Source organism: Streptomyces sp. SDr-06 (assembly GCF_003324565.1).
Lineage (GTDB): Bacteria > Actinomycetota > Actinomycetes > Streptomycetales > Streptomycetaceae > Streptomyces.
The window spans coordinates 1-24,618 of the sequence record NZ_QOLA01000044.1 but is presented as its reverse complement, the minus strand read 5'-3'; the positions used below and the strand labels follow the sequence as shown (position 1 = coordinate 24,618).

The following is a 24,618-nucleotide window of genomic DNA, read 5'->3' as shown; positions in this document are numbered from 1 at the left end:
CGCGAGGAGTTCGAACGCCACCTCGCCGCCTGCCCGTCCTGCACCCAGGAAGTCAGCGAACTGGCCGCCACCGCCGGACGGTTGGGACTCGCCATGACCACCACTCCCCCAGCCGCCCTCAAGACGACCGTACTGCGCAGCATCACCACCGTACGGCAGGAACCACCCCACACCACGCCCGTGCTCCCGGTGGCGGCGCGCGCCGGCCGCAGGCGGGCCCTGGCCCGGTTCGCCCTCGCCGCCTGCCTGGCCGCAGCCCTCGGGTCCGGCGGCATCGCCGTCTGGCAACACCAGCAGGCCGACACCGCGCGGAGCCAGGCACAAGCAGAACAGCGCAAGTCCCAGCAGCTGGCTGACGTCCTCGCGGCCCCCGATGCCAAGGTCACCACCGGACATCTCGAAGACAACGCCACCGGCACGCTCGTCGTGGCGCGCAGCCGTAACCAGGCCGCGTTCCTGGCCTCCGGCCTCCCCCGGCCCCCGTCGGGCAAGGTCTACCAACTCTGGTACGACGACTCCGGCACCATGCGCTCGGCCGGTCTCCTGAACTCCGCCCGAACCAGCGACGCCGTCCTGCTGACCGGCCCCCTCGACCAAGCCTCCGCCATGGGCATCACCGTCGAACCGACCGGCGGATCCACCCGTCCCACCTCCGCCCCCCTGGCGCTCATGCCGATCCCCCGTGCCTGAGCGCGCGCGGGGAGAGCCCACACAGCACGCTGCCCCGGGCCGCGACGCCCCAGGCCTCCGCTCGGGCACAGAGGCAGGCCCGGCCCGATCTCATGGCGAACTGGGTGAGCAGGCGGCCTCGTGCGGCCTGCTCACCGCTGCTCCGGGTGACCGGGTGCCCCGCGCAACGCGACAGTCCGGGCCCTGGTCGCACGCCCTTGAGGGCCAGGTCGTAGCCTGCGGCCATGACTGAAAACCTGCCCACGCCCGACGAAGCCTTCGCCCTGCTGCTTGCCGGCAACCAGCGCTTCGTCACCGGCGCTTCCGAGCACCCCAATCAGGACGCCGCACGACGTGCTCAGACGGCACCGGCACAGAGCCCCTTCTCGGTGCTGTTCGGCTGCTCCGACTCCCGCCTGGCCGCGGAGATCATCTTCGACCGCGGGCTGGGCGACTTGTTCGTCGTGCGCACCGCCGGACACGTCATGGGCCCTGAGGTGCTGGGCAGCATCGAGTACGGGGTGAGCGTGCTGGGCGCGCCGCTGGTCGTGGTGCTGGGTCACGACGCGTGCGGGGCGGTCGGGGCGGCTCGGGCGGCCGTCCAGGACGGCACGACGGTTGGCGGCTACGTGCGGGACGTAATCGAACGGGTGACTCCCAGCGTGCTGTCCGCACGGGCTGCCGGGCGGTTGGAGGACCAGGACTTCATCGCCGAACACATATGCCACACCGTCGACCTGCTGCTGGAGCGCTCCCGCGTCCTGGCCGAGGCGGTAGAGGCCGGCCGCGTAGCCGTGGTCGGCCTCTCCTATCAACTCGCCGACGGCAACGCCCAGTTGATCACGACACGTGGTCTCTCCCTCGAATCCCGCGAGCTGGCCTCCTGACACCGGCGGCGTCGTACGGCATCTTCCCGGGCAGCGCCGAACGCGGGCACGATGCCCTTCGCGCCCGTGCGCGGGGGACCCGGGTCGCTTCGAGGCAAGGCCGGGCCCTGCGGTAGTGCGGGGGCAGCCCACTTCCGGGGACGACGCGCCACAGACTCGTACGAGGGACTGTCCTCGCTTGTCGGTACGCGGCGGGGCGGCATCGATAGCCTGCCGGGACGAGCAAGCAGAGGCCGAGGGGTACGGCTCCGGCCGCGGTCGTAAAACCCGCCGACCGACGGCCGGGGCTCCGCCGCGAGCGGAGCTCCGCCATGACCGTGCCGCCGGAGCGGTGGCGTCGGCTCGGCGACAACCTGCGCCAGGCGCACCTTCAGAACGTGGAGAGCGGGAAGAAATGGAGAAGAGGACTGTGAGCGTGACGGCAAGTATCGGCGACGTCGAGAGGGCGGCCGACGTGCTGCGGGCCGGGGGCTTGGTGGCCCTGCCGACCGAGACCGTCTACGGTCTGGGCGCCAACGCCGAGGATGCTGCCGCGGTTTCGCGGATCTTCGAGGCCAAGGGGCGCCCTTCCACTCATCCGCTGATCGTCCACATCGCGAGTGCGGAACTGCTGGACGAGTGGGTGGATGACGTGCCTGAGACGGCTCGCCTGTTGGCCCAGCGTTTCTGGCCGGGCCCCCTCACGCTGGTTCTGCGGAGGGGCCGCCGCGTTCCTCTGGAGGCGACCGGCGGACTGGAGACGGTGGCCGTGCGCGTCCCGGCCCACCCTCTCGCGCTTGCGCTGCTCAGGGCGTTCGGCGGCGGCATCACGGCTCCCTCCGCCAACCGCTTCGGGCAGGTCAGCCCGACCACGGCGGACCACGTCCGCGAGGAGCTCGGTGATCGCGTCGACTTCCTGCTGGACGGTGGCCCCTGCGAGGTGGGCGTCGAATCGACCATTGTCGATGCGACGGGCCAGGTCCCTGTCATTCTTCGGCCCGGCGGGGTGACCCGGGAGGATCTGGAGGCGGTGCTGGGGTGCCCGCTCGCGGTCCCGACGTCCAGCCGCGTCCGGGTGCCCGGCCAGCACCCGTCCCATTACGCACCGCAGGCGCGAGTCGTCCTGGTTGAGCCGGAGCACGTGATCGCCGAAGCGGAGCGTGCGCAGGAGGAGGGCCGCCGGGTCGGCGTCCTGCTTCCGCCCACCCTGGCCGACACTCAGGTCAAGGCGCACGCCGTGGTCACCCTGCCTGATTCGCTGGACGCCTACGCGCGCGGGCTGTACGGCTTCCTGCGCAGTCTCGACCACCAGGAATGCGACCTCATCGTGGCCTCCCTGCCGACGCAGGAGGGGCTGGGACTCGCGATCACCAACCGTCTGCGCCGCGCAGCGGGGCCTCGCACAACCGTCTGAGGACGCAGACGCTTTCTTCCATGCGGGCGGCCGGGGCGTCGGTGGTCCTGGGTGGGTGCACCGCACCCACGCCCCAGCCACGCGATGGATCTAGCGTGGCGGACATGGAGAGCAACAACGAGCTCGGCGACTACCTGCGTGCTCGCCGCGCGATGATCACGCCACGGGACGTCGGGCTCCTCGACAGCACAGACCGGCGTGTGCCGGGGCTGCGGCGGGACGAGGTGGCGCTGCTGGCCGGGGTGAGCACGGACTACTACATCCGCCTGGAGCAGGGTCGCGAGCGCAATCCGTCCGAGCAGGTGCTCCGGGCCATCGCCGGGGCGCTGCGGCTGGACGGTGCCGCAGCCGGTCATCTCTTCCGGCTCGGCCTGCCCGTCTTCGCCACGGCGGTCGCAGCGTCTGCCGTCGCCCCGGACCTGGTGCGGCTGATGGACGGCATGCGCGACGTGCCGGCTTTCGTGGTCGGCGCGGCGCAGGACGTACTGGCCGCCAATGCGATGGCGCGTGAGCTGTACAGCGGATTCGCCCGGTACGACAACCTGCTGCGGATGATCTTCCTTGATCCGTACGCCCGGGAGTTCTACCACGACTGGGACACGGCAGCGCACACCGCGGTGAGCAACCTGCGGGCATCCTCCTCGCAGTTCCCCGGGGACGAACGCATCGAGCGGATCGTCGGCGAACTCAGCGTGCGCAGCCCCGCCTTCGCCGGACTGTGGGCACGTTACGAGGTCCGTCCCCGCACCCAGGAGGACAAACACTTCCGCCACCCCCAAGTGGGCGAGGTGCGGCTGCACTTCGAAGCGCTGGCCGTCACCAGCGCCCCGGGCCAGCACCTGTCCGTCTACAGCGCCGAACCCGGCAGCGCCAGTGCCGCCGCCCTGGCCCGGTTGCGTCAACAGGCCGAGCAGGGCTCTGCTCCCACCGTCCAGGACAATCCTGAAGAGGAAGAAGACATCCGCTCATGACCGCCGCCCCGTCCGGCACCGCCGGCACCTTCACGATCGTCGGCAAGGAAGTCAGCCGTCTCGGCTTCGGTGCCATGCGCCTGACCGGCCCTGGCGTGTGGGGTGAGCCCGACGACCGCGAGGAGTGCGTCCGCGTGGTGCGCCGGGCCGTCGAACTCGGCGTGCAGCTGATCGACACCGCGGACTCCTACGGCCCTCACGTCAGCGAGGAGATCATCCGGGAGGCGATCCACCCCTGCCCCGACGACGTGCTCATCGCGACGAAGGCCGGGCTGACCCGCAACGGACCGGACACGATCAGGACCCGTGACGGGCTGGTGCGCCTGGGCCCCCAGGCGTGGCCGCCGGTCGGTCGCCCGGAGTACCTGCGCCAACAGGCCCTGATGAGCCTTCGCCGGCTCGGCCTGGACCACATCGACCTGTTCCAGCTGCACCGCGTCGATGCCCAGGTCCCGCTGGAGGACCAGGTCGGCGAGCTGAAGCGGCTCCAGGACGAGGGCAAGATCGTCGCGATCGGCCTGTCCCAGGTCACCGTCGACCAGATCGAGCGGGCGCGCACGATCGCGGAGATCGCCACCGTCCAGAACCGCTACAACCTCACCGACCGCAGCTCCGCCGACGTCCTGGACCACTGCGACCGCCACGGCATCGGCTTCATCCCCTGGGCACCGGTGGCCGCGGGCGAACTCGCCCGCCCCGGCGGGCCGGTCGACCGGATCGCGACCGCTCACGGCGCCCGGCCGTCCCAGGTGGCGCTGGCCTGGCTGCTCGCCCGCTCCGACGTCGTGCTGCCCATCCCCGGCACCTCCAAGGTCGCGCACCTGGAGGAGAACCTGGCCGCGGCAACGCTGCGCCTGACCGACGCGGAACTCGCCGAACTCACCGACGCCGCGTGACCCACACCCCTGCGAGCCCCCTCCTCCACCCCCTCACCGAAGAAGGCACCTCAAACCATGCTGCTTCCCTCCACTGAGGCAGGCCAAGGACGACCTGTCGTCCTGCTGCACGCCCGCCCCACCGACCGCACCATGTGGGACGCCCACCTCCCGCTGCTCGCCAAGGCAGGCATGCGGGCCATCGCCCTGGACCTGCCCGGCCACGGCGACGCCACCGTGCCCGACCACCGCGAGGTCTCTCCCTGGAGGGACGTGCTCGAGACACTCGACCACCTCGGAGCCGACCGCTCCGTGCTCGCCGGGAACTCACTCGGCGCCCTGGTGGCGCTCCAGGCAGCCGTCACGGCACCCGAGCGGGTGGAGGGCCTGGTCCTGGTGGGTTATCGGCCCCACGACCAGCCCGCCTCTCCGCGGCTGGACGCCGCGTGGGAGGCCGAACGAACGGCGCTGGCCGCCGGCGACCTGGACGCCGCGGTGAAGGCCGGCGTCGAGGCGTGGACCGCGGCCGGGGCGACCGAAGAGCTACGCACCCACGCCGCCCGCATGCTTCGCCACCAGCTGACCCGACAGCTCGCCCATGGCGAACCGCCCCAGGCCGCCGACCCTCTCGGCACGGGCCCGGCGGCACTGCGCAGACTCAGCGGCATACCGGCCCTGATCGGCGTCGGCGAGCACGACATGCCGGACTTCCACGACGGCGGCGAGGGTCTGGCCCGCGACCTCGACGCGGGCCCGACCGCCGTCATTCCCGGCGCCGGACATCTCGCGCCGCTGGAACAACCCGAGGCGTTCTGCGCCCTGCTGGAGGACTTCGTCCGCCGCCTCCCTCAGCCGTCATCACCCACCCACAGGTAGGACCCAACCCTGGCCCTCGACTCACCTGACAACACCTGCCACGAGGGTGCGACGGTCACCGCACAGCAGGTGCGCGATACCGGCCAACGCCGTTTCGGCGCTGGGTAGTTACTGCCCGCGGATCCCATGCAGTCGGGGCCGGGGACGCCGGGGGCGACGTCTCCCGCCAGACCTTCCCGCTGAAAGGTCACGGCTTCCACGCAGGGCGTGCACGCGCGGAATCCGTCGGCGCACAACCATCCACTCGGCGGCGGGGCCCAACAGCCGACACCGGTCCACCCGCCGTTCCCCGAGCCCGGCACGCGGCCGAGGCCACCGCGCTCGCCGGACGCACGTTCAACAGGGCCCACCCCACCAGACGTGTCCTACCCCCGTCGATGCTCCCGCTCCACCCTTCCCCCAGGCGACGGAGGTCGGATGGCCCGTGGGAGGGACGGCAACAGCGAGGATCCCAGGGAGGGTTGGAGTGTCGTCGATCCGAATGTACGGGAGTGACAGTGACCGTCCCTGCGAACTCGAAGATGGTTGGCGTTCCCAGGCCACCCACCTCACACCCCGCGCGGAAACTGTGGTGGCGGCGGTGGCCCCTATGGGTCCCCGCGGCGGCTGCCTTGTGGGGAGCGTTGTACGCCGCCGTCGAGATCACCTGGGCGACGACAGGCACCACCGTGCAATGGAAGGAGCGCTCCGCTTACGCGCCGGGGGCCCAGCTCTTCCTGGCGGCGCTCGCGCTTGTCGTCGGCGGCGCCTGCCTGGCCAGCACCCGAACTCTCGCCTCCTTCGGGCGGGTTGCGGTGGCGACGGCGTTGATCCTGGCACTCCCGGTGTTCGTCGTGGGAATGAACGGGCTGCCGATCTATTTCGTGACGCTTGCGACGCTGTCGGGGATCGAGAGTGCCACCGGGCTGGCCCAGGTGCTGCTCAACACGGTCGCCGCCGCCCTGCTGCTTCTCGTCGTCGTGTCGTACCGCCGACGGCTCCGCGGCGCCTGTCCGCGATGCGGGCAGCCGCATGCAGGCGGCTCCGACGGCCCGCTGGCCCACCCGCCCGCCTCCCGAGCCACGAAGCGAACCATGGTGGCCGCGTACCTGCTCATGTGCGGGCTTCTGCCGTGGGCGGGAACGAAGACCATCTGGACGCTGGGCGGCAACGCGCTCGATGTCACGGGTGATGACTGGCGGCGGCTGTCGCGCGGGGCGTCGGGCCCGGCGAGGGCAACCGCGTCGGCGGGCATCGACGTGACCGTGCTGGCCGCGCTGATCGGGGTCTTCCTGCTGCTCGGGTTGCTGTACCGGTGGGGGCAGAGGTTCCCCCGCTGGACCCTGCTCCTGGCCGGACGCAGGGTCCCGCGCCTGCTGCCGTTGATTCCGGCCTGGCTGACGGGTCTCCCGCTGACGATGTACGGGGTCCTCCTCACCGTCATGGCCCCACTCACGGCAGTCGGCGTGCTGCCCAAGGTCAAGCCGTCACTGCCGTTCACTTCCAGTTCGGGGATCACCTGGTTCGTCGAGTTCGGCGGCCTGGCCTTCGGCGGGCTGGGCATCGGACTGGTTGTGGCCGCTCGTTCGTATGCCGCCCGCACCCGCCCGGTCTGTTCCGTCGCCGCGGCGACGAAGCGGCCCGAGCGGTACGCCTGCCGTCGCGCACGGTAGAGAGGGGCCGTCCTGGCCCGGCCGGGAGTAGGTCGCGCGAAGGGTGACGCCGTGGAAAGCGCCGCGAGCGGGCTCGCTCCGCCCGACGGAAGCCAACAAATTCCTTGACGCGAATATTCGCCATCAGGAATACTCGACGCCATGGACGCACTCCTCGCCGTACTGGCCGACCCGGCCCGCTGGCGGCTGGTCAACCTGCTGGCCGAGCGGCCCCGCCCGGTCGGTGTGCTCGCCGAGCTCGCCGAGGCACGCCAGCCGCAGACGACCAAGCACCTCCAGACCCTGGAACGCGCGGGCATCGTGACCTCCCAGCGCAGCGGTCAGCGCCGCATCTACGCACTGCGACCCGGCCCCCTGCGGGACCTGGCGGCCGTGCTCAGCCGTATCGCCGACACCACGGAAGAGATCGGTGGCCCGAATTCGACGTACGACCGCTACGAGCGCGGCCTCCGCACGGAGCGGCTCGCGGCGACGAAGTCGGGCTGGGCCGACGGCCGGTCGTTCACGTTCCACCGGTCACTCCCGGGGCACCCCGACATGATCTGGCGACACCTGACCGAAGCCGCCCTGCTCGCGCACTGGTGGACTCCCGCAGACCTCCGGGTCTCCGAGCTCGTCTTCGAAGCGCGGCCCGGGGGACGGATCGTCCAGGAGTACCGCGACGCCGAAGACACCAACGGCGCCCGCGTGGTCGTCGGCCGTGCGGAAGGGCTCGTCGAGGACCTCCACCCCGGAGAGCACCTCGCCTACCGGCTCTCCCCGCTGCTTCCTGACGGGGGACTCGCCTTCACCGCACACGTCGACATGGGACTCAGGCGCACGGAGACAGGCTCAGACCTCGAGGTCCACTGGCGTATCGCGGACAGCACGATCGACTCCGCGGACTTCATCGCCGGCATCGAAGTCGGCTTCGGCCAGAGCCTGGACAAACTCGCGGCAACCCTCGCCGCCGACTCACACGACACCGAAACCACCGACAGCACCAAGCCAGGGAGCATGAAGTGACCGAGCAGATCGCAGGCCGCAGAGTCGTCACCAGCCTGGCCCTCTCCCTCGACGGCCACTACGCCGCCCCGGACAACCCGCTGGACATGAGCTGGGTGATGCCATACGCCGTCTCGGACGTCGCCCGCGACCATCTGACGAGCCTCTGGGAGACGGCCACGACGGCTCTGCTCGGGCGGGTCAACGCCGAGGGGTTCCTTGGCTTCTGGCCGACCGTCATCGGGATGGAGGGCGCCGACCCGCGTGACGAGGGTTTCGCCAAGTGGCTCGTCGGTACCGACAAGGTAGTCCTCTCCTCGAGTCTCGACGAGGCGCCGTGGGAGCGGACGACGATCGTGGACAAGCCGGCCGGCGAAGTGGTCGGGGATCTGAAGGCAGCCGAAGGCGGTGACATTCTCGTGCTCTCCAGCGCGAGCGCCATCAAGCCGCTGCTGGCGGCCGACAAGGTCGACCGTCTGGCACTCACCATCTTCCCCGTCTTCCTCGGCGGCGGGCCCCGCCTCTTCGACGACGGTCTGCCCGCGGGCCAGTGGACTCTGGTCAGCCAGGCCGCGGGCGAGCACGGCACCCTGGCTCTCGTCTACGACGGGTCCGCTGAACCGACCGGGTTGAAGCTGAGGGAAAGGGCCGGGCAGAGCGCAGCGGGACTACTCGGTGTCGGTCTGCTGGGCACCCGGTGGCTGGGTGCGCGGCCGTGGGCGCGGGGCGGGTGTGAATCCGGTGTCGATGACGTCCATGGCGACTTGGCGGAGCTGGATCCGGTGGGTTCGGGCGTGGGCACGCATGGCGTCGAAGGCGTGGTTGAGGCTGATGTTCCGGCGGGCGGCGAGGAGCCCTTTGGCCTGTTCGATGACGATGCGGGTCTGCAGCGCGGTGTGGAGCTGTTCGTTGATGGTGTGCTGCTGGCTGATGGTGCGGGCCTGGAGCAGGCCGATCGTGGCGGCATCCGCGAGCGCCTGGGCGAGGGCCAGGTCGTCGGCGCTCAGGGGCCGGTCGCCGGTGCGCAGGAGGAGCAGGCTGCCGAGGCTGTCGCGGCGCAGGCGCATCGGGACGGCGGTGGCGCCGGTGTAGCCGGCGGCGTGGAGCCGGGGGGCGAACTCGGGCCAGCGGTCGGCCTCTTCGGCCAGGTCACCCGTGGCAACGGGCTGGCTGGTGCGGTGCGCGTCGAACGCGGGGCCCTGGCGGCAGGCGGCGTCCAGCACGTGCTGGAGGGCGGGGCCGGGGTTGCAGGGCGCGGGGCTGTGCAGATGAGGTGGGGGGTGGGCGAGGAAGACCGCCGCGTCGGTGATGTCGAGGAGTTCTTGGCAGCGGACGGTCATCTGCTGCAGGAAGTCGATGAGGTCGAAGTCGTCCACGAGGGTGTCGGCCAGTTCCAAGAAGGTGCGGACGATGTGCTGTTCCCTGCTCATGGCTGTCCTTCTCTGACTCGTGCACCGGTGTGGTGGCGGGTGCGTTCGCCCGGGCTACTCGGGGTCATGGGGCAGTTCCTGGTCAAGGAGGTCGCGGGCGGTGTCGGTCAGGGTGCGGCCCTGGGCGTAGGCGCGGGCCCGCAGCCGGTCCAGCGCTTCGGGCAGGGGGACGCCGAGGAGGTGGCTGAGGACTCCGGTGGCCTGGTGTATCTCGGCCCGGTGCAGGTCCACTGCCCCCGCCCGGCCCGGGCCGTCGCCTTCCTCTGCGGTGGCCGGCCAATGCGCCAGGACGTGATCGGCCAGGGCGTCGGCGACCAGCCAGCCGTCCGCCCGCTGCTGCGCGGTCAGCGGGCCAACCGTGCGCCGGTAGCCGGTCATCCTCCCCGCCAGGACGGCGCCGATGTGCACGGGCCATACGAACAGGGCGGCGACACCCAGCTCTTCGGCCTCGGGGGCGAACTGCGGCCACCGCTCGGCCAGCAGCTGGCCAAGGTCGGGGACCTCACGGGCCGCCCCCGCCGGGTCGGGGAAGTCCAGGGCGGGGCCCTGTCCGAGAACGACCTGCAGATCCTCGAGGCGGGCGCTGGTGGCGTCGCTGAACCACACCAGTTCCCGGTTCACCGTGATGGCCATCCCGCCCAGCCCCAGGGCGTTCGCGCAGGCCAGGGCCCACGCCCGGCGCTGGCCCTCACCTGCCTGCGCCGGCAGACTCACCAGGAGTTCCCTCACCGTCGAGCCCACGCGAACCCGCTTTCCTCGGCCGTGACCGTGCGGCAAGGAGCTGCCGAACGCCTCTCCAGCCTAGTGACTGGGGGGGTACCGGGGCACCCAGAAGACCGGACTTCCCAGGCGTATGTACCGAGCGGGCCAGCACGTCGAGTCGCATCGGAACCGCGCTTGAAGGATCTTCCCGAAAGGGCGGCGCCGGAACGCACAAGGCCGTTCAGCCCTGCGCGCGGACCTCGCCGTCACCCCCATCGAACCGGACGTCCGCATGCTCCCGGGCACTACGCCGCCCCCGCACGCACCTCCTCCCCCGCATCGTCGCGTCGGGCGCCGTCCTTGGCGGCGAGATTCTCAATGACGCGCTGGAGCACGGATACAGCCGCCGCGTACTCCTCCTCCGCGACGTCACCGACGAGGTCCGCGCGCACCTGAGCCATGTGCTCCCTGGCCGCCGCCAGGCCTGCGAGGCCCTCCTCCGTCAGGTGCCGCCGGCCGTGCGCGTCGGGCACGAGCCAGCCCCGGTGCACCAGCGCGTCCGCCGCGTGGACCATAGCCTCGGCGCCCATGCCGTAGGGGACGTCCACGGCAAGGATCTCCTCCCTCGACAGGCCGTGCTCGGCCCGGCTGATGTTGTTGAGTGCCCACCATTGGGGCTGGGTCAGGTCGATGCGTGCCAGCGTGGCCTGTGAGTGCCGCAGAACCGCCTCAGTGGCGTGCCAAGCGACAAGGGCGATGGGTCGTCTGTCGGGTGCGTCGGTGCCGTTCCGCGGAGCTTGCGCGGTGGCGTCCTTCAATGTGCACGTGTGCGTCATGATCATGAAGCTAGAACCTCAAGTGCAATCGAGGTCAAGCTTGTTGCGGCCTTCGGCATCGCCCGACCCCGAAGAACTCTGACCGAAAGTCCCCTGATTGAGCTCGGCGCCGGCGGGCTCGGCCGGGCAGGACGGGGCGGGCAGGTCCGGGTTCTATGGCGTGACGCGCGGGGTCAAGCCGTCCACGATGAGGGAGGGTCCCGCCTCGAACGCGGATTCAGGGTGGATGGGCGGCATCTCGGCGCGCCGGTCCGAGTCACTGCCGGGACCGGAATCCGCCTGCTCTTCCAGGACGCAGCCGACCGTGAAGGAGCCGGCCGCCAGCATCGCCATCCGCGCGTCACGTTCTGGCACACCCGAGTCGACGGGGAACGACATCTTGGAGCGGATCCGCTCGAGGTCCGCGGCGGGAGTGGAACCGGCATGGAGGCGTGCGCCATCCTTCTTGGTGCGGAAGTACCAGTACAGCGACGACTGTTCGACACCCAGTCGCTTCGCCAGCTGCCGTGTACTGACGGCATCCAGGCCGACCTCGTCGAGCAGGGTGAGCGCCTCGGAGACCACGGCCTCCCGGTTCACCTCGTCCACGTTGGCAATCCATCGCTGACAGAGAAGCCGGAAAGGAATCATTCACCGACAGAGAACTCCCCCGTCCCGACCCTCGGCGCACCCCGCAACGCGTCCGCCACACGCTCCCCCGCCGACGCACCGATCCTTGCGGCCCCACCCGTCAGAACAAACAGGCCAGAAACGGCAGTCACCTGTGCCGAGAGGTGCTGTGCACACTTACCGTGAGTTCCATGCCGTACGGGACACCTGCCCACGACCCGACGACGCCGCGTTCCGCGCGGCACATCTTCGGGGACGACGCCGAGCAGTACGACGCCGCCAGGCCCGGCTATCCCCCGCAACTCACCGAGGACGTACGGGACTTCGCCTCAGCGGCAACAGACGGGGCAGCGCTTGAGGTAGGCGCCGGAACAGGCAAGGCCACCCTGCCGTTCGCGCACTCGGGTCTCGCGGTCACCTGCGTCGAACCGGACGCCCGCATGGCCCGGGTACTGCGTCGGCGCTGCGCCCACCTCCCCCGCGTCACCGTCGAGGTGGCCGACTTCGAGACCTGGCACCCCACGCGACGCTACGACCTCTTGTACTGCGCACAGGCATGGCACTGGGTCGATCCCGCCGTGCGCTGGGCCCGGGCCCGCGCCGCACTCGAACCCGGCGGAGCCGTAGCCCTCTTCTGGAACCACTGGGCCCTGACCTGCGACCACCTGGCGGGCCTCCTCAGGGCCGCCCATACCCGGCTCGGCATCGAGGTGCCGGCGGACACCCTCCTCGATCCCCGCCCCCGCCCTGTCCATCGCGGCTCCGAGGCCCGGCAATGGCGCGACATGACCGCCAACCGGTTCCGGGACCCCGACCACCGCCTCTACACCTCCCTGCACGAGCCCTCGACCTCCGACCTCCTCGGCCTGTTCGCCTCCTACGGCGGCTACCGCGCCCTCCCCGCGCACCCCCGCCAGCAGATCTTCGACGAGCTCGGCCGCATCATCGACGACGAGGGGGGACGCACCCAACTGAAGGTCACCACAAGCCTCTTCCTGGGGCGCGCCGGGCACCAGTAGCGCGCACTCGGACGTCGTCCACACGGACCGCGCTCAGCACGCCCGGCTCCAGGTCGCACCCGGACCGCGAAGGTCCAACGCCGATGCGGCCATGGAGGGAGATGATCAGGAAAGTGTCGCGTTCGACTGGCGAGCGGTGGTCCACCGGGACTTCGACGTCGACCACGACGCCCCCGGGGACCGCAGCAGTGCCACGCTCAAGGTGCTGGAAGACGACCTGGGCGTACCCGACGACGCGGAAGGCATCGAGCCTGTGCGGCGAGTGGGCGCAGCGGCTGTCCATCGTGAGCGGTAAGGGCCTGGCCGCGTTGCTGGAGCGGCTCGGTCATCCGGACGTGAAGGTACGCCGAACTCTGCCGGTGGTGCTGGCCTATGCGGACGCGCTGCCGGACGACGTGGCGCCAAGGCTGCTCCACCACAGTGAGAGCGAGCCGGACGCGCCCGTGCGGCTCGGACTGCTGCTGGCTCTGGGCCGCACCGCCGACGACCCCCGAGTGAAAGGACGACGACGTCGTACGCAGGCAACTGGACGCCATCGCTCGGCGACGCGACCCCGGGCACACTCCACACCGGGACGACATCCGCTAGACATCACCGCCTGCGAGTGGATCGGCGCACGGCCCCACGCGGCCCAGCCAGCCATTGCCACCCTGCGCCGACTACGCGACAGTGCGGCGGAGCCCGGCGCGGTGCGGGCGGCCGCAGCCCACGCATCAGGAGGATCGAAGAAGCGCCCACCGCTCAGTAAGGCCCCATGTCCCCAACACACGCACGGCGGCGCTCTACCGGCGGACCGCCGAGATCAGTCCGCCGGGCTGTTCCTCGCGCTGCGGCGGGGTGCTGAACGGGCGGCCGTAGGCGGCGGCACGCTCGCGCAGGGTATGGCTACTGGCCTCCCAGCCGTGGCCGGCCAGCCAGCCCACCGGGTCGTCGGGCATCTCCGAAACCCACATGGACGCCGCCGACCCCGGCACCGCGTCCGCGCCGAAGCGCTCGATCACACCACGTGAGCCCAACGTCAGCCCCATCCAACTGCCCGTCGCGGACTGGGCGCTGATCCGGGCCAACAGCAACTCCACCGCGTCCTCGGGAAGATAGATCAGCAAGCCTTCGGCGATCCACACGGTCGGCGCCGCCGGGTCGTGCCCTGCGGGGGCCAGCGCGCCCGGCCAGTCGTCACGCAGATCCACCGGGACGGTGATCCGCTCGCAGCGTGCGACAGCCTGCTCCTGGCGCAGCACCGAAGCCTTGAACTCCAGTGGTTCGGCCGTGTCGACTTCGAACAGTCGGGTGCCCTCGGGCCAGTCCATCCGGAAGGCCCGGCTGTCCATGCCGGCGCCCAGCAGCACGACCTGCCGCACCCCGGACGCGGACGCCTGCCGCAGCAGGTCGTCGAGGAACCTCGTCCTGACCACGATGGAGAACGCGACGCCCAACCGGCGGCGGCGCGCGGCCTCGTCACCGGGCGGGTGCGGCGAAGACGGCCAAAGGCCCCCGGCGGCGGCGAAGGCCTGCGCCAGCGGGTCACGGAACAGCGCGTCCTCCCGCTGGCTCTCCAGCGCCCGCACTCGGGCCACCCCCACCGCCGTGGCCCAGACTCCCGACGGCTGCTCCCGCTCCTGCTCATCAGTCACCGCGCCAGCGTAGAACTTGTTGTCGGGCCTCTGGCGGCGAGGGTCGTACCCGATGGACCGACACATGACGGACAGGTCGCCGCTCACCGGGTCATGGCTCGTTGGACGCCACGACCGACTGGCCCGGCCCCTGGGCCCTCGACGGAACCGCGGGCTGAGCACGCTCAAGCGTGGCTCATGCGTGCTGCGGGTCGCCGGCCGCGCATCAGTGCGCGTCGGCGTGTACGGGCGAGAGGCGGTAGCCGCCCTCGTGGAGGGTTACGTGTCCGGCCGTGGGCGGGGCGAAATGGGTGCCCAGAACGAGCGCGTCCGTGCCGGCGAGGGAGGCGAGCAGGGTGCGGCGCGAGGTCTCGGACTGCTGGGGGTCGATGTCGACGCACGCGCCGATGGCGGGGTGTGCGAGCTGGACGGGGTGGTGGATGCAGTCACCGGTGATCACAGCCGCCCGGCCGTGGCTGGTCAGTTGGACGGCGACATGTCCGGGAGTGTGGCCGGGGGTGGGAAGCAGGCGCAGTCCGGGGACGATCTCGACACCTTCGGCGGGGACGTCGACGAGGTCGAGCAGCCCTGCCTCCTCCACCGGATTCACGGAGTCCCGGAACATCTCGGCGCGCGCCTCGTCCATGTCGTATCCCGCCCAGAACTCCCGCTCGGAACGGGTGGTCAGGTAGCGGGCGCTAGGGAAGGTGGGCACCCAAGTGCCGTGCGCCTTCCGCGTGTTCCAGCCGACGTGGTCGGCATGCAGATGCGTGAGGATCACCAGGTCGATCGAGGCCGGGGGGAATCCGGCGGCCGTCAGGTTGTGCAGGTAGTCGCTGTTCAGCTCGTGCCAGGCGGGGTTGGCCCGCTGCTTGCCGTTGCCTATGCCGGTGTCGACCAGGACCCGCAGGCCGTTGAGGGTGAAGGCGAAGCTGTGGCTGTCGATGTGCAGAGCGCCCTGGTCGTCGGCGAAGTGGGGGCGGAGCCAGTCCTGCCCTGCGACGAGGTCCGGGGTGGCGTCGGGCAGCAGCCAGGGGGCAGTGGCGGGCGGCAGGGGGATCTCGTCGATGCGGTGGATGGTTACGTCGCCCACGGTCCAGGTGGGGGCGGCGGCCGGGTGGTTGGCGGGTGCGGTGCTCATGATCGTGCTGTCCTTCGAGTCGCGTCGGGAAGGGCCGTGGGGGCGAACGGCCGGGACGGGTGGGGCGGGCGCTCGCGGTGTGGCGGCGGGCACGGGTCCCGCTGCTCCGCCCACCACTAAAAGCTACTCGTTTGCGTTAATTCACTTTAGGCCCTACGGTCAGCTAACGCAACCACTTAGCTTTTACGGCGGGGCTCCTCGCCCCTCGAAAACGAGCTGCCCACCGGGCGGACCCCGCGAAGCGCGGGAAATCCGCGGAGCGCTCACAGCCCGCAGAGAAGGACGCCCATGCCAACACCGGAACTCACCCCGCCCGAGGCGGCCCGCTGGGCTGCCCGTAGCGGGCTGGCACTGCCGGCCGACCGCCACGCCGCCGTCGCCGCAACGGCCGACCACATCCACTCCGTCGTCGCCCTGCTGCGCGAGCTGGACTTCGGCGACACCCCGCCCGCCCCTGCCTACCGGGCGGGAGAGGAGACCCACGATGCAACCGTATGAACTCACCTTGGCCGCGGCCGCCGACGCCATCCGCGCCCGGCGCCTGTCCCCCGTCGAGCTGACGGACTCCGTCCTGGAACACATAGCGCTGAGGGAGCCGCGCCTTCAGGCCTACGTCACCGTCGCCGCCGACCGCGCCCGCAGCGCCGCGCGGGAGGCCGAACACGACATCGCGGCCGGTCGGCACCGCGGTCCGCTGCACGGTATTCCCATGGCGCTCAAGGACCTGATCGACGTCGCGGGGTCAGCGACGACGGCCAGCTCCCGGGTCCGCGCCGACCACCGCGCGCACACCGACAGCACGGTCGCCGCCCGCCTGGCACGGGCCGGAGCGGTCCTGCTGGGCAAGACCCACACGCACGAGTTCGCCTACGGCCTGACCACTCCCCAGACCCACAACGCCTGGGACACGGACCGGGTCGCCGGCGGCTCCAGCGGCGGATCCGTGGTCGCCGTCGCCGCCGGGATGGCCACCTTCGCCCTGGGGACCGACACCGGCGGTTCCATCAGAGTGCCCTCCGCGCTCAACGGTGTGGTCGGGCTCAAGCCGACCTATGGCCTCGTCCCCCGCCACGGCGTCACGTCGCTGTCCTGGTCGCTGGATCACGTCGGCCCGATCACCCGCACCGCCGAGGACGCGGGCCTGGTCCTGACCGCCCTGGCCGGGCACGACCCGCGCGACCCCGCCTCACTGGCCGCACCCGTCGCGGACTACCGGCCCCAGGCGGGCGCAGATCTGACAGGCCTGCGGGTCGGCGTGCCGCGTATCTACTACTTCGATCACGTCGATGCCGAGATCGAAGAGGCTGTCCGCCGCGCCATCGACCAGCTCCAGGATCTTGGCGCCCGCCTCGCCGAGGTGGAGATCCCCATGACGCGCTACATCCAGGCCACCCAGTGGGGCCTGATGGTGCCCGAAGCCACCGCCTACCACGAGAACACCCTGCGCACGGTCCCCGACCTCTACCAGTCCGACGTGCGCGTCCTCCTCGAAGCCGGCGAACTGATGACGGCCGGGGACTACCTGCGCGCCCAGCGCTCCCGCACGCTCATGCGCCAGGAATGGGCCCGCGTGTTCAAGGAGGTCGACCTCATCGCCGCCCCCACCGTTCCGACCACCGCCGTCAGGGCCGGCCAGGAGACCCTCACCTGGGCCGACGGCACCGTCGAAGGCGTCTCCGACGCCTACGTACGCCTCTCGTCCCCCGCCAACATCACCGGGGCGCCGTCCCTGTCCCTGCCCGTGGGCCACGACAGCGCGGGACTGCCGATCGGCATGCAGCTCCTTGGACGGCCACTCGGGGAGGCCGTGCTCCTGCGCGTCGGCCACGCCTACGAACAGTCCCGGCCCGCCGCCGCCCACGCCCGCGCGGCATGAACGAACACCGCTGCCCCGCGGCCGCGTCCTGCGGCGGCCGCGGGGTACGCGGCGTGGGGAACAGCAGCCGAGGGCGGCCAGTCCGGCGCCTGGGCAGGCGCGGCGAGCCCTGCCTCCCAACCCGACAGACGCAACGGATTCGCTTTAAGATGGCTCCATGAGCAGGCAGATGGTACGCCCCGGCGGACGCAGCGCCCGCGTCCAGGCGTCAGTACACGCCGCGGTACACGAACTCGCCGCGGAAGTGGGGCGCGACGCCCTCACCGTCCCGATGATCGCCCAGCGCGCGGGTGTCACGCCGTCGACGGTCTACCGCCGCTGGGGGGACCTGCAGGAACTTCTCTCGGACGTCGCGGTCGAGCATCTGCGTCCCGAGACCGCGCCGGCGGACCACGGCAGCCTGGCGCCCGACCTGACGGCCTGGGCCGAACAGTTCCTCGACGAGATGTCCTCCCCCGCTGGCCGCGCCTACATCCGCGACGCCCTCCTCGGCGACCCCGACGGCAGCAACGCCGGCCAGTGCTCCGCCTACGCCGCCGAGCAGATCGAGCTCATCCTCAACCGAGCCCACGAACGCGGAGAGGAGGCGCCCGGCACCGAGACCGTCATCGACCGCGTGGTCGCGCCCCTCATGTACCGCATCCTCTTCCGCCCACAGGACCTCAGCACGCCCTACGCGCACCAGCTCGTCAGCACGCTCCTCGCCCCCACCGCTCCCTGACCTCACAGAGCGCGTCCCCGGCCCCGGTGGGCGGGTGCCGAGCAAAGGGCCGCTCCCGCTCATCACCCCATCACGCGGAGGGAGCGGCCCTTCGGCGAGACGAGTTCCCCGCTGCCCTGCGGTCGTTGGCACCGCCACTGCCGTGCCAGTCCAGGGCGACGACGGTGGCGTCGTCCTTGAGGCTGCCGCGGCAGGCGTCCAATACCGCTGCCGTCAGGGCACCTACGACCTCCCTGGGGTGAGCTGAGCGCGTCTCGCACACGAGCGAGGACAGATCGACACCCGCGGCCCCGCGGTCCTGCATGCCGTCCGTCAGGAGCACCAGGCGGTCTCCGGGGTGCAGTTGGAGTCGCTGGAGTTGGTAGGAGGTGGGGGCCGGCACGCCGAACGGCAGGTTGACCGCGAGCTCGACCTCTTCCGCCTCGGCAGCGTCGGCCCGGAGGAGCCAGGGCCAGGGGTGTCCGGCGTTGACCAGGTCGCATGTGCCCGTTGCGAGACGAATGCAGAGCAGTTGGCCCGTGGCCAGCCCGCGGTTGTGTGCCAGCAGGGCCTCGTGTGCGCGTCGGGCCTGCTGGAGGGCGTCGCAACCGCCGCGGCGCGCTCCGCGCAGTGCGGCGGTGACCAGCGTGGCCAGGAGGGCGGAGTCGGTGTCGTGGCCCATGGCATCGGTGATGGACAGATGCAGGGTGTCCCGGTCGAGGGTGTAGTCGTAGGTGTCGCCGCCGATGTCGTCGGCGGGGACCAGCCCTGCGGCCAGCGTGAACTCGGGAGCCTCGCAGCAGGAGGCCGAAGGCAGCAACTGATGCTGGATCTCGGCGGCCAGGCTGGTCGGGGTGGTGCGCCGGCTTGCGTGGTACAGGTCGGTGAAGCGGCGGTCCGTGACGATGATGTAGGCCAGCGCGTGAGCGGCTTCGCTGATCTGTGCGAGCACCGTGGCGTCGGCGTACTGCAACGTCACCTCGAGGACACCGATGCAGTCACCACGATTGGTCACGGGCGAGACCACGCGCTGTCCGCCCTGACCGTCCGGTTGCACATGCTGACGCTGGCTGCGCAGGACGGTGTCGTAGACGCTGCCTTGTACATCGATCAGCTCTGCGGCGTCTGCCAGGTCTCCCTCGGCGGGCGCGCTCAGACGCAGCAGCCGTTGCCCCACCAGGTCGACGAACAGGAAGGACACGCTCTCCGCCCCGAAGCGTTTGCGCAGATCGTGCGCGATGACGCCGACGGACTCCCCCGGCGGCGCGGACTCCGCGGCGGCGAGCAGTTCGCCCAGTTCCAGATCCCTGCACTCCATGGCAACCTCCCACCGTCTGAGGCCACTTATTCCCCGAGAACCGGAGAACTCACCCGTCGTGATGGGGCACACCGCGCACGGGGAGCCGTCAGGAACACCCGCGCCCCGGCTCGACCGCGATGCGCGCTGGGCGGGTGGTACGGGCCGGACGGGCGGTCAAGTGGCCGGGCAGGGCGGGGTGAAGTCGACCACTGCGAAGTACCGTTCCCATTCGGCTTTGGTGATCCGCGGGTACGCGCTGTCGCAGATGCGGGTGGCGACTCTTTCCGGGTCGGTGTCCCACAGCCGGATCGTGAAGTCGTTGCCGCCGGTGGCCAGGGTGTCGCCGTGCGGGCCGAACGCCACGGCCGGTACCGGGTTGGCGTGGCCGGTGAGGACGGTGGGCGCGGCCTGCCCGTTCACCTCCCACAGCTGGATCGTGCCGTCCGCGCCGCCGGCTGCCAGTCGGCGGCCATCCGCGGAGAAGGCCAGCGCGTAGAGCGGGGAGCCGGACGCCGGTAGCTGCCTCGCCTTCTCCGGCGGGCCGTCCCCGATGTCGATCAGCCAGACCGTCTTGTCCTGCCGGTGGACGGCGGCCAAATGCCGGTTGTCGGGGCTGAAGACGCCATTGGTCAGCGGGCTGGACGGGAAGGGGGACGGCATTTCCCGGGGGCGGCTTGGATCGCCGATGTCCCACCAGCGCAGCGAGCCGGACTCGCCCGTGCTTGTCACCAGCGTGCGGCCGTCCGGCCGGAAGGACGCCATCGTGACGTCCGACCCGCCCTCGCCGATCCGGCTGAGCGGCCGGGGACTGCCAGGCTCGGTCAGGTCCCACAGTCCGGTCGCGTGCTGGGCCCATACGGCCAGCAGGTGGCCGCCCGGGCCGAAGGCCGCCCCGCCGACCTCGCCGGCGTCGGGAGTGAGGACCGATGTGAGCCGCGGGTTGAGCGGATCGCTCACCTCCCAGATGCGGACGGTGGTGTCCTCGCTGGCGGTGGCGAGAATGCGCCCGTCCGCGCTGAACGCCACCGACCGGACGAACTTAATATGCCCGCGCAGGACCGCCAACGGTCGCAGGGCCCGGCCGTCGACGACCTGCCACAGCCGTGCGGTGCCGTCCCAGCTCGCGCTGGCGAGCAGGTGGCCGCCGGGGGCGAACGCCAGCGACGTGACCACGTCGTCGTGGGTCCCGAGCGTCAGGTCGCGCAGGTCCAGCAGCCGGTCGGAGTTGGCGAGCACGCGGTTGTCCGGGCTGAACGCGGCCTGGTAGGCACCGCCCGGAATCGTGCTGATCCGCTTCGGGCGCGCCCGGTCGGTGACGTCCCAGAGCACAGTGGATCCCCCGACCGAGAGGAGGGTCCGGCCGTCGGTGTTGAACACCACCGACCAGACGATCGTGGGGTGACCGAGCAGCACCACCGGCGGCTGTGTCCGCGGGCTGGTTCCGATGTCCCAGATCCGTACGGTGTGATCCCAGCTGCCGGTCGCCACGGTCCGGCCGTCCGGGCTGAACGCCGCCGAGGCCACCGTGTCGGTGTGGCCGTGCAGCACGTCGACCTGGTGCGGATGGGCGGGGTCGGTGACGTCCCACAGGCGGGCGGTGGTGTCGCCGGTGGTCGCCAGCGAGTGACCGTCGGGGCTGAACGTCATCGAGGTCACCGCGGCGGTGTGGCCAGGGAGGATGGAGACCAGCCCCGGATGCCGCGGATCGTTCGTGTTCCACAGCCTTGTCGTGCCGTCGGTGTGGCCGGTGGCCATGACGTCGCCGCCGGGCCGGAACGCCACCCACGTCGGAGCGGCCGGCTGGTCCGGCAGCGTGCTCAGCCCGATGGGCGCGCGCCGGTTCGTCACGTCCCACAGCCGCACCGATCGTTCACTCGCCGTCGCCAGCACACCGCCGCCCTGCCCGAACGCGACGGCCAGCGGCCTCGAAGACTGCTCCAGGACGGCCAGTTGGACATGTCGGTGGGCGTCCGCGACGTCCCACAGCCGGAACGTCCGGTCCCAACTCGCGGTGGCCAGGACCGTGCTCTTGGGGGCGAAGGAAATCGAGACCACATCGGAGGTGTGCCCGGCGAGCCGGCTCGTGTACGGCGTAGCGAACGTGGTCATCAGGTGATCGCGGACGTCGTCGGTGGCGGCCAACCGGTAGGCGGCCAGGTTCAGTTGTGCGGCGAGCGAAGGATTGTGCTGCCGCACCTCCGCCGCGTCCGCGGCCGCTTTCCGCGCGATGGCCACGTTGCGCTGCTGGATGGCTGAGCTGCGGGAGCCGACGGCCAGCACGCCCGCGGTGGCGGCGACGCACACCAGGACGGTGAGCAGGATGACCAGTTGCCGCAGGCGGACCGTGCGCCGCCTGACCGCCGCTGTCTCGTCTGCCTGCGCTTCCCGGCTCGCGCCGAGAAAGCGTCGTTCCCTGGAGGACAGTCGGCTGCCGTCCGCCGCGGCCAGATCCAGTGCCGCCGCAAGGCGGGCACCGCGGAACAGGGCGTGCGGGTCGCGGTCCTGCGCCTCCCAACCGGCGGTCGCCTCAGTGAGCTGGCGGTGCAGCAGCAGCCGCTCCCGGTCCTCGGTCAGCCAGCCGCGCAGCCTCGGCCAGCACCGGATGATCGCCTCGTGAGTGATCTCGACGCACTCCTCGTCCAGCGTCACCAGCCGTTGCCGGGCCAGGGATTCGAGCACGAAGGCGGTGTCGGGGCTCGGGTCCAACTCGTCCCTGGTGATGCGGCGCCTGGTGTCCTCGGTCCCCTCCCCCAACGCGGTCAGGCGAAGGAACAGGGATCTGGCGAGGCCCTGCCGAACCGGCGACAACGCCTGGTAAGCAGCCTCGGCGGTCTGCGCGAGCGCGTGCTGGATGCCGCCGGCCGCCAGGTAGCCGTCCAGGGTCAGGCGGTTGCCGCTGCGGCGGCGCCAGGTCTCGGCCATCGCGTGGGAGACCAGTGGCAGTGCCCCTGGCTGACCGGTCGCGTCGGCGACCACGGCTGCCAACAGCGGTCCCGTCACGGTGCACTGGGCAAGCGCGGCCGGCCGGGTGACGGCCTCCCGCAGCTCCTGGTTGGTCATCGGACCGACCGCGATCTGCGCGTCGCGCATCGCCTCGACCAGCCGGGTGTCCTGGACGAGGCGACCGTAGAAGTCGGCCCGCACTCCGAGTACCACCCGGGTCCGGCTGGTCGTTGCCGTGGTGGCCGCGATCAGCATGGCGATGAACGCGTCCCGCTCGTCCTTGTCCCGGCAGAGGGTGAACACCTCCTCGAACTGGTCGGCCACGATCAGCGTGTCGATGTCCGGCGCACGGTCGGCGGTGGCCTGCCGCAGCCGCAGGTGCAGCGCCAGGGGATCGTCGCGCAGCTCGGTGATCAACGCGCCGGGCGCCTCGCCCGTCGCGTCGGCCAGGCGGATCGCGCACTCCTCCACGGGATGGGGACCCGGCGTGAAGAGCATCACCGGCCACCCCCATGCCCGCGCTCGCGCGACGAGCCCTGCCCGCAGCACCGAGGACTTCCCTGCCCCGGACGGCCCCAGGACCACCAGGAACCGGCGGTCACGCACCTTCGCCAGCACCTCACCGGTCAGCCGCTCGCGCCCGAAGAAGCGGTCGGCGTCCTCCGGCTGAAAGGCCGAAAGCCCGGCGTACGGGGCGCTCAGCAGGCTGGTGTCCCCCGGCTCGTCGCACGATTCACCGACGGCGATCTCGGCGGCGGTCGCGTGCCACCGGGCTTCCCACGCGCGGCAGTCACCCTGACACGCCGCCACGTACGCCAACGTGACGCCGAGGCTCGGAAACGTGCGCCCGCTCGCGGCGTCCGACAGCGTCGTGGACGAATAGTGCGCCTTGGTGGCCAGGGCCCGGTAGGGCGGCCGGCCCGCCTTCTCGCGCAGCTTCCGCAGGTCAGCGGCGAATCGCGTCAACGGACCATCGTCCGGGTCGAGCGGGCGTTCGGCGCGTGGCATGGTCTTCCTCTTCCGGGGCCTGTCCGCAGCCGCGCCGCGTGGCCGTTGTCCAGCTGTTGTTGTCCGGCGTCCCCGTCCCGGCGCCGGACAATCCTCGGCCGCTAGACAGGGTCCAGCGCAACCGCGCAAGGGCTGTACGGAGGGAAATCATGAGAGCTGTGGGACGACTGATGCCGCTGCTGGCGGCCATTGGGCTCGCGGTCGGCGGCACCTTGACAGGCTCGCCCGCACACGCCGCGGCGCCCCTGCTCAAGTCCAACCTGAACGGACGGTGCGCCGACATCTTCATGTTCCATCAGGAGAACGGCGCCTCCACCGTGACATGGGACTGCACCGGCAACACCAATCAGCAGTGGCGGTGGGACGGGGAGCAGATCCGTTCCGGTCTGAACGGAAAGTGCCTCGAGATCTACGCCTTCGTCCAGGGCGACCAAGGATCGGTGAGCATGTGGGACTGCGACGGCGGCAGTAACCAGAAGTGGTTCAGGAACGGCAACGAGATCCGTAGCCGGATGAATGGAAAGTGTCTCGACATCCTGGCCGGTCGGCCGGAGAACGGACAGCTCCTGGTGAGCTGGAGCTGCAACGGCGCAGCCAGTCAGAGCTGGGACTTCTGAACGGCGGCCCGGCCCGGAACATGATGTTCCGGGCCGGGCCCGGTCAGCGGACACCTTCGAGCAGGTGCTGGAACAGATCACGAGCGCGATCGCGTACGTGGACCGCGCGGGGCACCCTGGTGGCCCGGCCTGGTGGTTCTCGTCGACGACGAAGGACACGGCGGCGGGGAACGCCTCGGGCGCGTCCAAGGCCGTCGTCCTTGAACGCGCTCTCGATCCGGGCCGGGCAGTCCCCGGCACGGGGCGGGGCGTCAGCTCCTCTGAGCGGGGGGCTTGGGGGGCTCCGCGGTGGGAGCACCGGGGCCCGCGGTACCGCGCCAGCGGCTGACCTCGACGTTCTCCAGGACGCCGAGCGCGTCGGGCACCAGGATCGCGGCCGAGTAGTAGGCGGTGACCAGGTACGAGATGATCGCCTGCTCGTCGATGCCCATGAACCGCACCGACAGGCTCGGCTCGATCTCGTCCGGGATCCCCGCCTGCTGGAGCCCGATGACACCCTGCTCGGCCTCACCGGTAC

The 24,618-nt window shown here is 71.2% G+C and carries 22 protein-coding genes and 2 pseudogenes; 15 read left to right on the top strand and 9 right to left on the bottom strand.

The window, feature by feature from the left end:
* The 9 genes and pseudogenes from DT019_RS38230 to DT019_RS38190 all read left to right on the top strand — a co-directional run.
* A partial coding sequence (locus tag DT019_RS38230) for an anti-sigma factor domain-containing protein (RefSeq protein WP_114041606.1) occupies positions 1 to 690 on the top strand: 690 nt, incomplete at its 5' end.
* A gap of 224 nt (positions 691 to 914) precedes the next feature.
* Positions 915 to 1,556: a carbonic anhydrase gene (locus tag DT019_RS38225; protein ID WP_114041605.1), complete on the top strand. Its 642-nt coding sequence runs from the start codon at positions 915 to 917 to the stop codon at positions 1,554 to 1,556.
* A 394-nt stretch (positions 1,557 to 1,950) separates the two neighbouring features.
* Positions 1,951 to 2,949 carry an L-threonylcarbamoyladenylate synthase gene (locus tag DT019_RS38220; RefSeq protein WP_114041604.1) on the top strand — a complete coding sequence of 333 codons (999 nt, stop codon included), beginning with the start codon at positions 1,951 to 1,953 and terminating at the stop codon, positions 2,947 to 2,949.
* Positions 2,950 to 3,053: 104 nt separating this feature from the next.
* Entirely contained in the window at positions 3,054 to 3,920 is an 867-nt protein-coding gene (locus DT019_RS38215) for a helix-turn-helix domain-containing protein (protein WP_114041608.1), read from the top strand.
* Positions 3,917 to 4,816, top strand: coding sequence for an aldo/keto reductase (locus DT019_RS38210; protein WP_114041603.1), 900 nt, complete (start codon positions 3,917 to 3,919; stop codon positions 4,814 to 4,816). The genes DT019_RS38215 and DT019_RS38210 overlap by 4 nt, the downstream gene beginning before the upstream one ends.
* Before the next feature lie 57 nt (positions 4,817 to 4,873).
* Entirely contained in the window at positions 4,874 to 5,671 is a 798-nt protein-coding gene (locus tag DT019_RS38205; RefSeq protein WP_114041602.1) for an alpha/beta fold hydrolase, read from the top strand.
* A 623-nt stretch (positions 5,672 to 6,294) separates the two neighbouring features.
* Entirely contained in the window at positions 6,295 to 7,323 is a 1,029-nt protein-coding gene (locus tag DT019_RS38200) for a hypothetical protein (protein WP_114041601.1), read from the top strand.
* Positions 7,324 to 7,464: 141 nt separating this feature from the next.
* Positions 7,465 to 8,328: a metalloregulator ArsR/SmtB family transcription factor gene (locus DT019_RS38195; RefSeq protein WP_114041600.1), complete on the top strand. Its 864-nt coding sequence runs from the start codon at positions 7,465 to 7,467 to the stop codon at positions 8,326 to 8,328.
* Positions 8,325 to 8,915, top strand: a pseudogene (locus tag DT019_RS38190) (dihydrofolate reductase family protein); the annotation flags it as partial. The gene DT019_RS38195 and the pseudogene DT019_RS38190, both read left to right, overlap by 4 nt.
* Positions 8,916 to 8,975: 60 nt before the next feature.
* Here DT019_RS38190 and DT019_RS38185 read toward each other — a convergent pair.
* The 4 genes from DT019_RS38185 to DT019_RS38165 all read right to left on the bottom strand — a co-directional run bounded on the left by DT019_RS38185 (position 8,976) and on the right by DT019_RS38165 (position 11,863).
* A complete protein-coding gene (locus DT019_RS38185) occupies positions 8,976 to 9,737 on the bottom strand; it encodes an ANTAR domain-containing protein (protein ID WP_114041599.1) in 762 nt (253 codons plus the stop codon).
* A 54-nt stretch (positions 9,738 to 9,791) separates the two neighbouring features.
* Positions 9,792 to 10,451, bottom strand: coding sequence for an ANTAR domain-containing protein (locus DT019_RS39260; protein ID WP_147267415.1), 660 nt, complete (start codon positions 10,449 to 10,451; stop codon positions 9,792 to 9,794).
* 293 nt (positions 10,452 to 10,744) lie between these two features.
* Positions 10,745 to 11,275, bottom strand: coding sequence for a MarR family winged helix-turn-helix transcriptional regulator (locus tag DT019_RS38170; RefSeq protein WP_147267414.1), 531 nt, complete (start codon positions 11,273 to 11,275; stop codon positions 10,745 to 10,747).
* A gap of 153 nt (positions 11,276 to 11,428) precedes the next feature.
* Entirely contained in the window at positions 11,429 to 11,863 is a 435-nt protein-coding gene (locus DT019_RS38165) for a TetR family transcriptional regulator (RefSeq protein ID WP_114041596.1), read from the bottom strand.
* Positions 11,864 to 12,075: 212 nt separating this feature from the next.
* On the opposite strand from DT019_RS38165, the gene DT019_RS38160 reads away from it, so the two are divergent.
* A complete protein-coding gene (locus DT019_RS38160) occupies positions 12,076 to 12,903 on the top strand; it encodes a class I SAM-dependent methyltransferase (protein ID WP_114041595.1) in 828 nt (275 codons plus the stop codon).
* A gap of 91 nt (positions 12,904 to 12,994) precedes the next feature.
* On the top strand, positions 12,995 to 13,198 hold the full coding sequence (locus tag DT019_RS39255) for a hypothetical protein (protein WP_147267413.1): 204 nt from the start codon (positions 12,995 to 12,997) through the stop codon (positions 13,196 to 13,198).
* Between the two features lie 487 nt (positions 13,199 to 13,685).
* On the opposite strand, the gene DT019_RS38155 is transcribed toward DT019_RS39255, so the two are convergent.
* Together DT019_RS38155 and DT019_RS38150 are read right to left on the bottom strand one after the other, a co-directional pair.
* Positions 13,686 to 14,537 (bottom strand): class I SAM-dependent methyltransferase, encoded by an 852-nt coding sequence (locus DT019_RS38155; RefSeq protein ID WP_114041607.1) that lies wholly within the window; start codon positions 14,535 to 14,537, stop codon positions 13,686 to 13,688.
* 205 nt (positions 14,538 to 14,742) lie between these two features.
* Positions 14,743 to 15,657, bottom strand: coding sequence for an MBL fold metallo-hydrolase (locus DT019_RS38150; protein ID WP_114041594.1), 915 nt, complete (start codon positions 15,655 to 15,657; stop codon positions 14,743 to 14,745).
* Between the two features lie 288 nt (positions 15,658 to 15,945).
* On the opposite strand from DT019_RS38150, the gene DT019_RS38145 reads away from it, so the two are divergent.
* The 3 genes from DT019_RS38145 to DT019_RS38135 all read left to right on the top strand — a co-directional run bounded on the left by DT019_RS38145 (position 15,946) and on the right by DT019_RS38135 (position 18,254).
* The gene (locus tag DT019_RS38145; RefSeq protein ID WP_114041593.1) at positions 15,946 to 16,155 is read left to right on the top strand and encodes a hypothetical protein; all 210 of its coding nucleotides are present in this window, start codon (positions 15,946 to 15,948) and stop codon (positions 16,153 to 16,155) included.
* Positions 16,142 to 17,533, top strand: coding sequence for an amidase (locus tag DT019_RS38140; protein WP_114041592.1), 1,392 nt, complete (start codon positions 16,142 to 16,144; stop codon positions 17,531 to 17,533). Before DT019_RS38145 ends, DT019_RS38140 begins: the two co-directional genes overlap by 14 nt.
* A 157-nt stretch (positions 17,534 to 17,690) precedes the next feature.
* Positions 17,691 to 18,254 (top strand): TetR/AcrR family transcriptional regulator, encoded by a 564-nt coding sequence (locus DT019_RS38135; RefSeq protein WP_114041591.1) that lies wholly within the window; start codon positions 17,691 to 17,693, stop codon positions 18,252 to 18,254.
* 70 nt (positions 18,255 to 18,324) lie between these two features.
* Here the strand turns inward: DT019_RS38135 and DT019_RS38130 are convergent, their stop codons facing one another.
* Both DT019_RS38130 and DT019_RS38125 read right to left on the bottom strand, forming a co-directional pair.
* The gene (locus DT019_RS38130; protein WP_114041590.1) at positions 18,325 to 19,551 is read right to left on the bottom strand and encodes a PP2C family protein-serine/threonine phosphatase; all 1,227 of its coding nucleotides are present in this window, start codon (positions 19,549 to 19,551) and stop codon (positions 18,325 to 18,327) included.
* A gap of 156 nt (positions 19,552 to 19,707) precedes the next feature.
* A complete protein-coding gene (locus tag DT019_RS38125) occupies positions 19,708 to 23,442 on the bottom strand; it encodes a hypothetical protein (RefSeq protein ID WP_147267412.1) in 3,735 nt (1,244 codons plus the stop codon).
* A 191-nt stretch (positions 23,443 to 23,633) separates the two neighbouring features.
* Between DT019_RS38125 and DT019_RS38120 the strand changes: the two genes are divergently transcribed.
* Positions 23,634 to 24,101, top strand: a complete 468-nt coding sequence (locus DT019_RS38120; RefSeq protein WP_114041588.1) for an RICIN domain-containing protein — start codon at positions 23,634 to 23,636, stop codon at positions 24,099 to 24,101.
* 314 nt (positions 24,102 to 24,415) lie between these two features.
* Here DT019_RS38120 and DT019_RS38115 read toward each other — a convergent pair.
* A pseudogene (locus DT019_RS38115) lies at positions 24,416 to 24,618 on the bottom strand (Crp/Fnr family transcriptional regulator); the annotation flags it as partial.

Coding starts and splice junctions, on each gene's coding strand:
- DT019_RS38225 (WP_114041605.1), top strand. CDS start 915: ATGACTGAAAACCTGCCCACGCCCGACGAAGCCTTCGCCCTGCTGCTT.
- DT019_RS38220 (WP_114041604.1), top strand. CDS start 1,951: ATGGAGAAGAGGACTGTGAGCGTGACGGCAAGTATCGGCGACGTCGAG.
- DT019_RS38215 (WP_114041608.1), top strand. CDS start 3,054: ATGGAGAGCAACAACGAGCTCGGCGACTACCTGCGTGCTCGCCGCGCG.
- DT019_RS38210 (WP_114041603.1), top strand. CDS start 3,917: ATGACCGCCGCCCCGTCCGGCACCGCCGGCACCTTCACGATCGTCGGC.
- DT019_RS38205 (WP_114041602.1), top strand. CDS start 4,874: ATGCTGCTTCCCTCCACTGAGGCAGGCCAAGGACGACCTGTCGTCCTG.
- DT019_RS38195 (WP_114041600.1), top strand. CDS start 7,465: ATGGACGCACTCCTCGCCGTACTGGCCGACCCGGCCCGCTGGCGGCTG.
- DT019_RS38185 (WP_114041599.1), bottom strand. CDS start 9,737: ATGAGCAGGGAACAGCACATCGTCCGCACCTTCTTGGAACTGGCCGAC.
- DT019_RS38170 (WP_147267414.1), bottom strand. CDS start 11,275: ATGACGCACACGTGCACATTGAAGGACGCCACCGCGCAAGCTCCGCGG.
- DT019_RS38160 (WP_114041595.1), top strand. CDS start 12,076: ATGCCGTACGGGACACCTGCCCACGACCCGACGACGCCGCGTTCCGCG.
- DT019_RS39255 (WP_147267413.1), top strand. CDS start 12,995: ATGGAGGGAGATGATCAGGAAAGTGTCGCGTTCGACTGGCGAGCGGTG.
- DT019_RS38150 (WP_114041594.1), bottom strand. CDS start 15,657: ATGAGCACCGCACCCGCCAACCACCCGGCCGCCGCCCCCACCTGGACC.
- DT019_RS38145 (WP_114041593.1), top strand. CDS start 15,946: ATGCCAACACCGGAACTCACCCCGCCCGAGGCGGCCCGCTGGGCTGCC.
- DT019_RS38140 (WP_114041592.1), top strand. CDS start 16,142: ATGCAACCGTATGAACTCACCTTGGCCGCGGCCGCCGACGCCATCCGC.
- DT019_RS38135 (WP_114041591.1), top strand. CDS start 17,691: ATGAGCAGGCAGATGGTACGCCCCGGCGGACGCAGCGCCCGCGTCCAG.
- DT019_RS38130 (WP_114041590.1), bottom strand. CDS start 19,551: ATGGAGTGCAGGGATCTGGAACTGGGCGAACTGCTCGCCGCCGCGGAG.
- DT019_RS38120 (WP_114041588.1), top strand. CDS start 23,634: ATGAGAGCTGTGGGACGACTGATGCCGCTGCTGGCGGCCATTGGGCTC.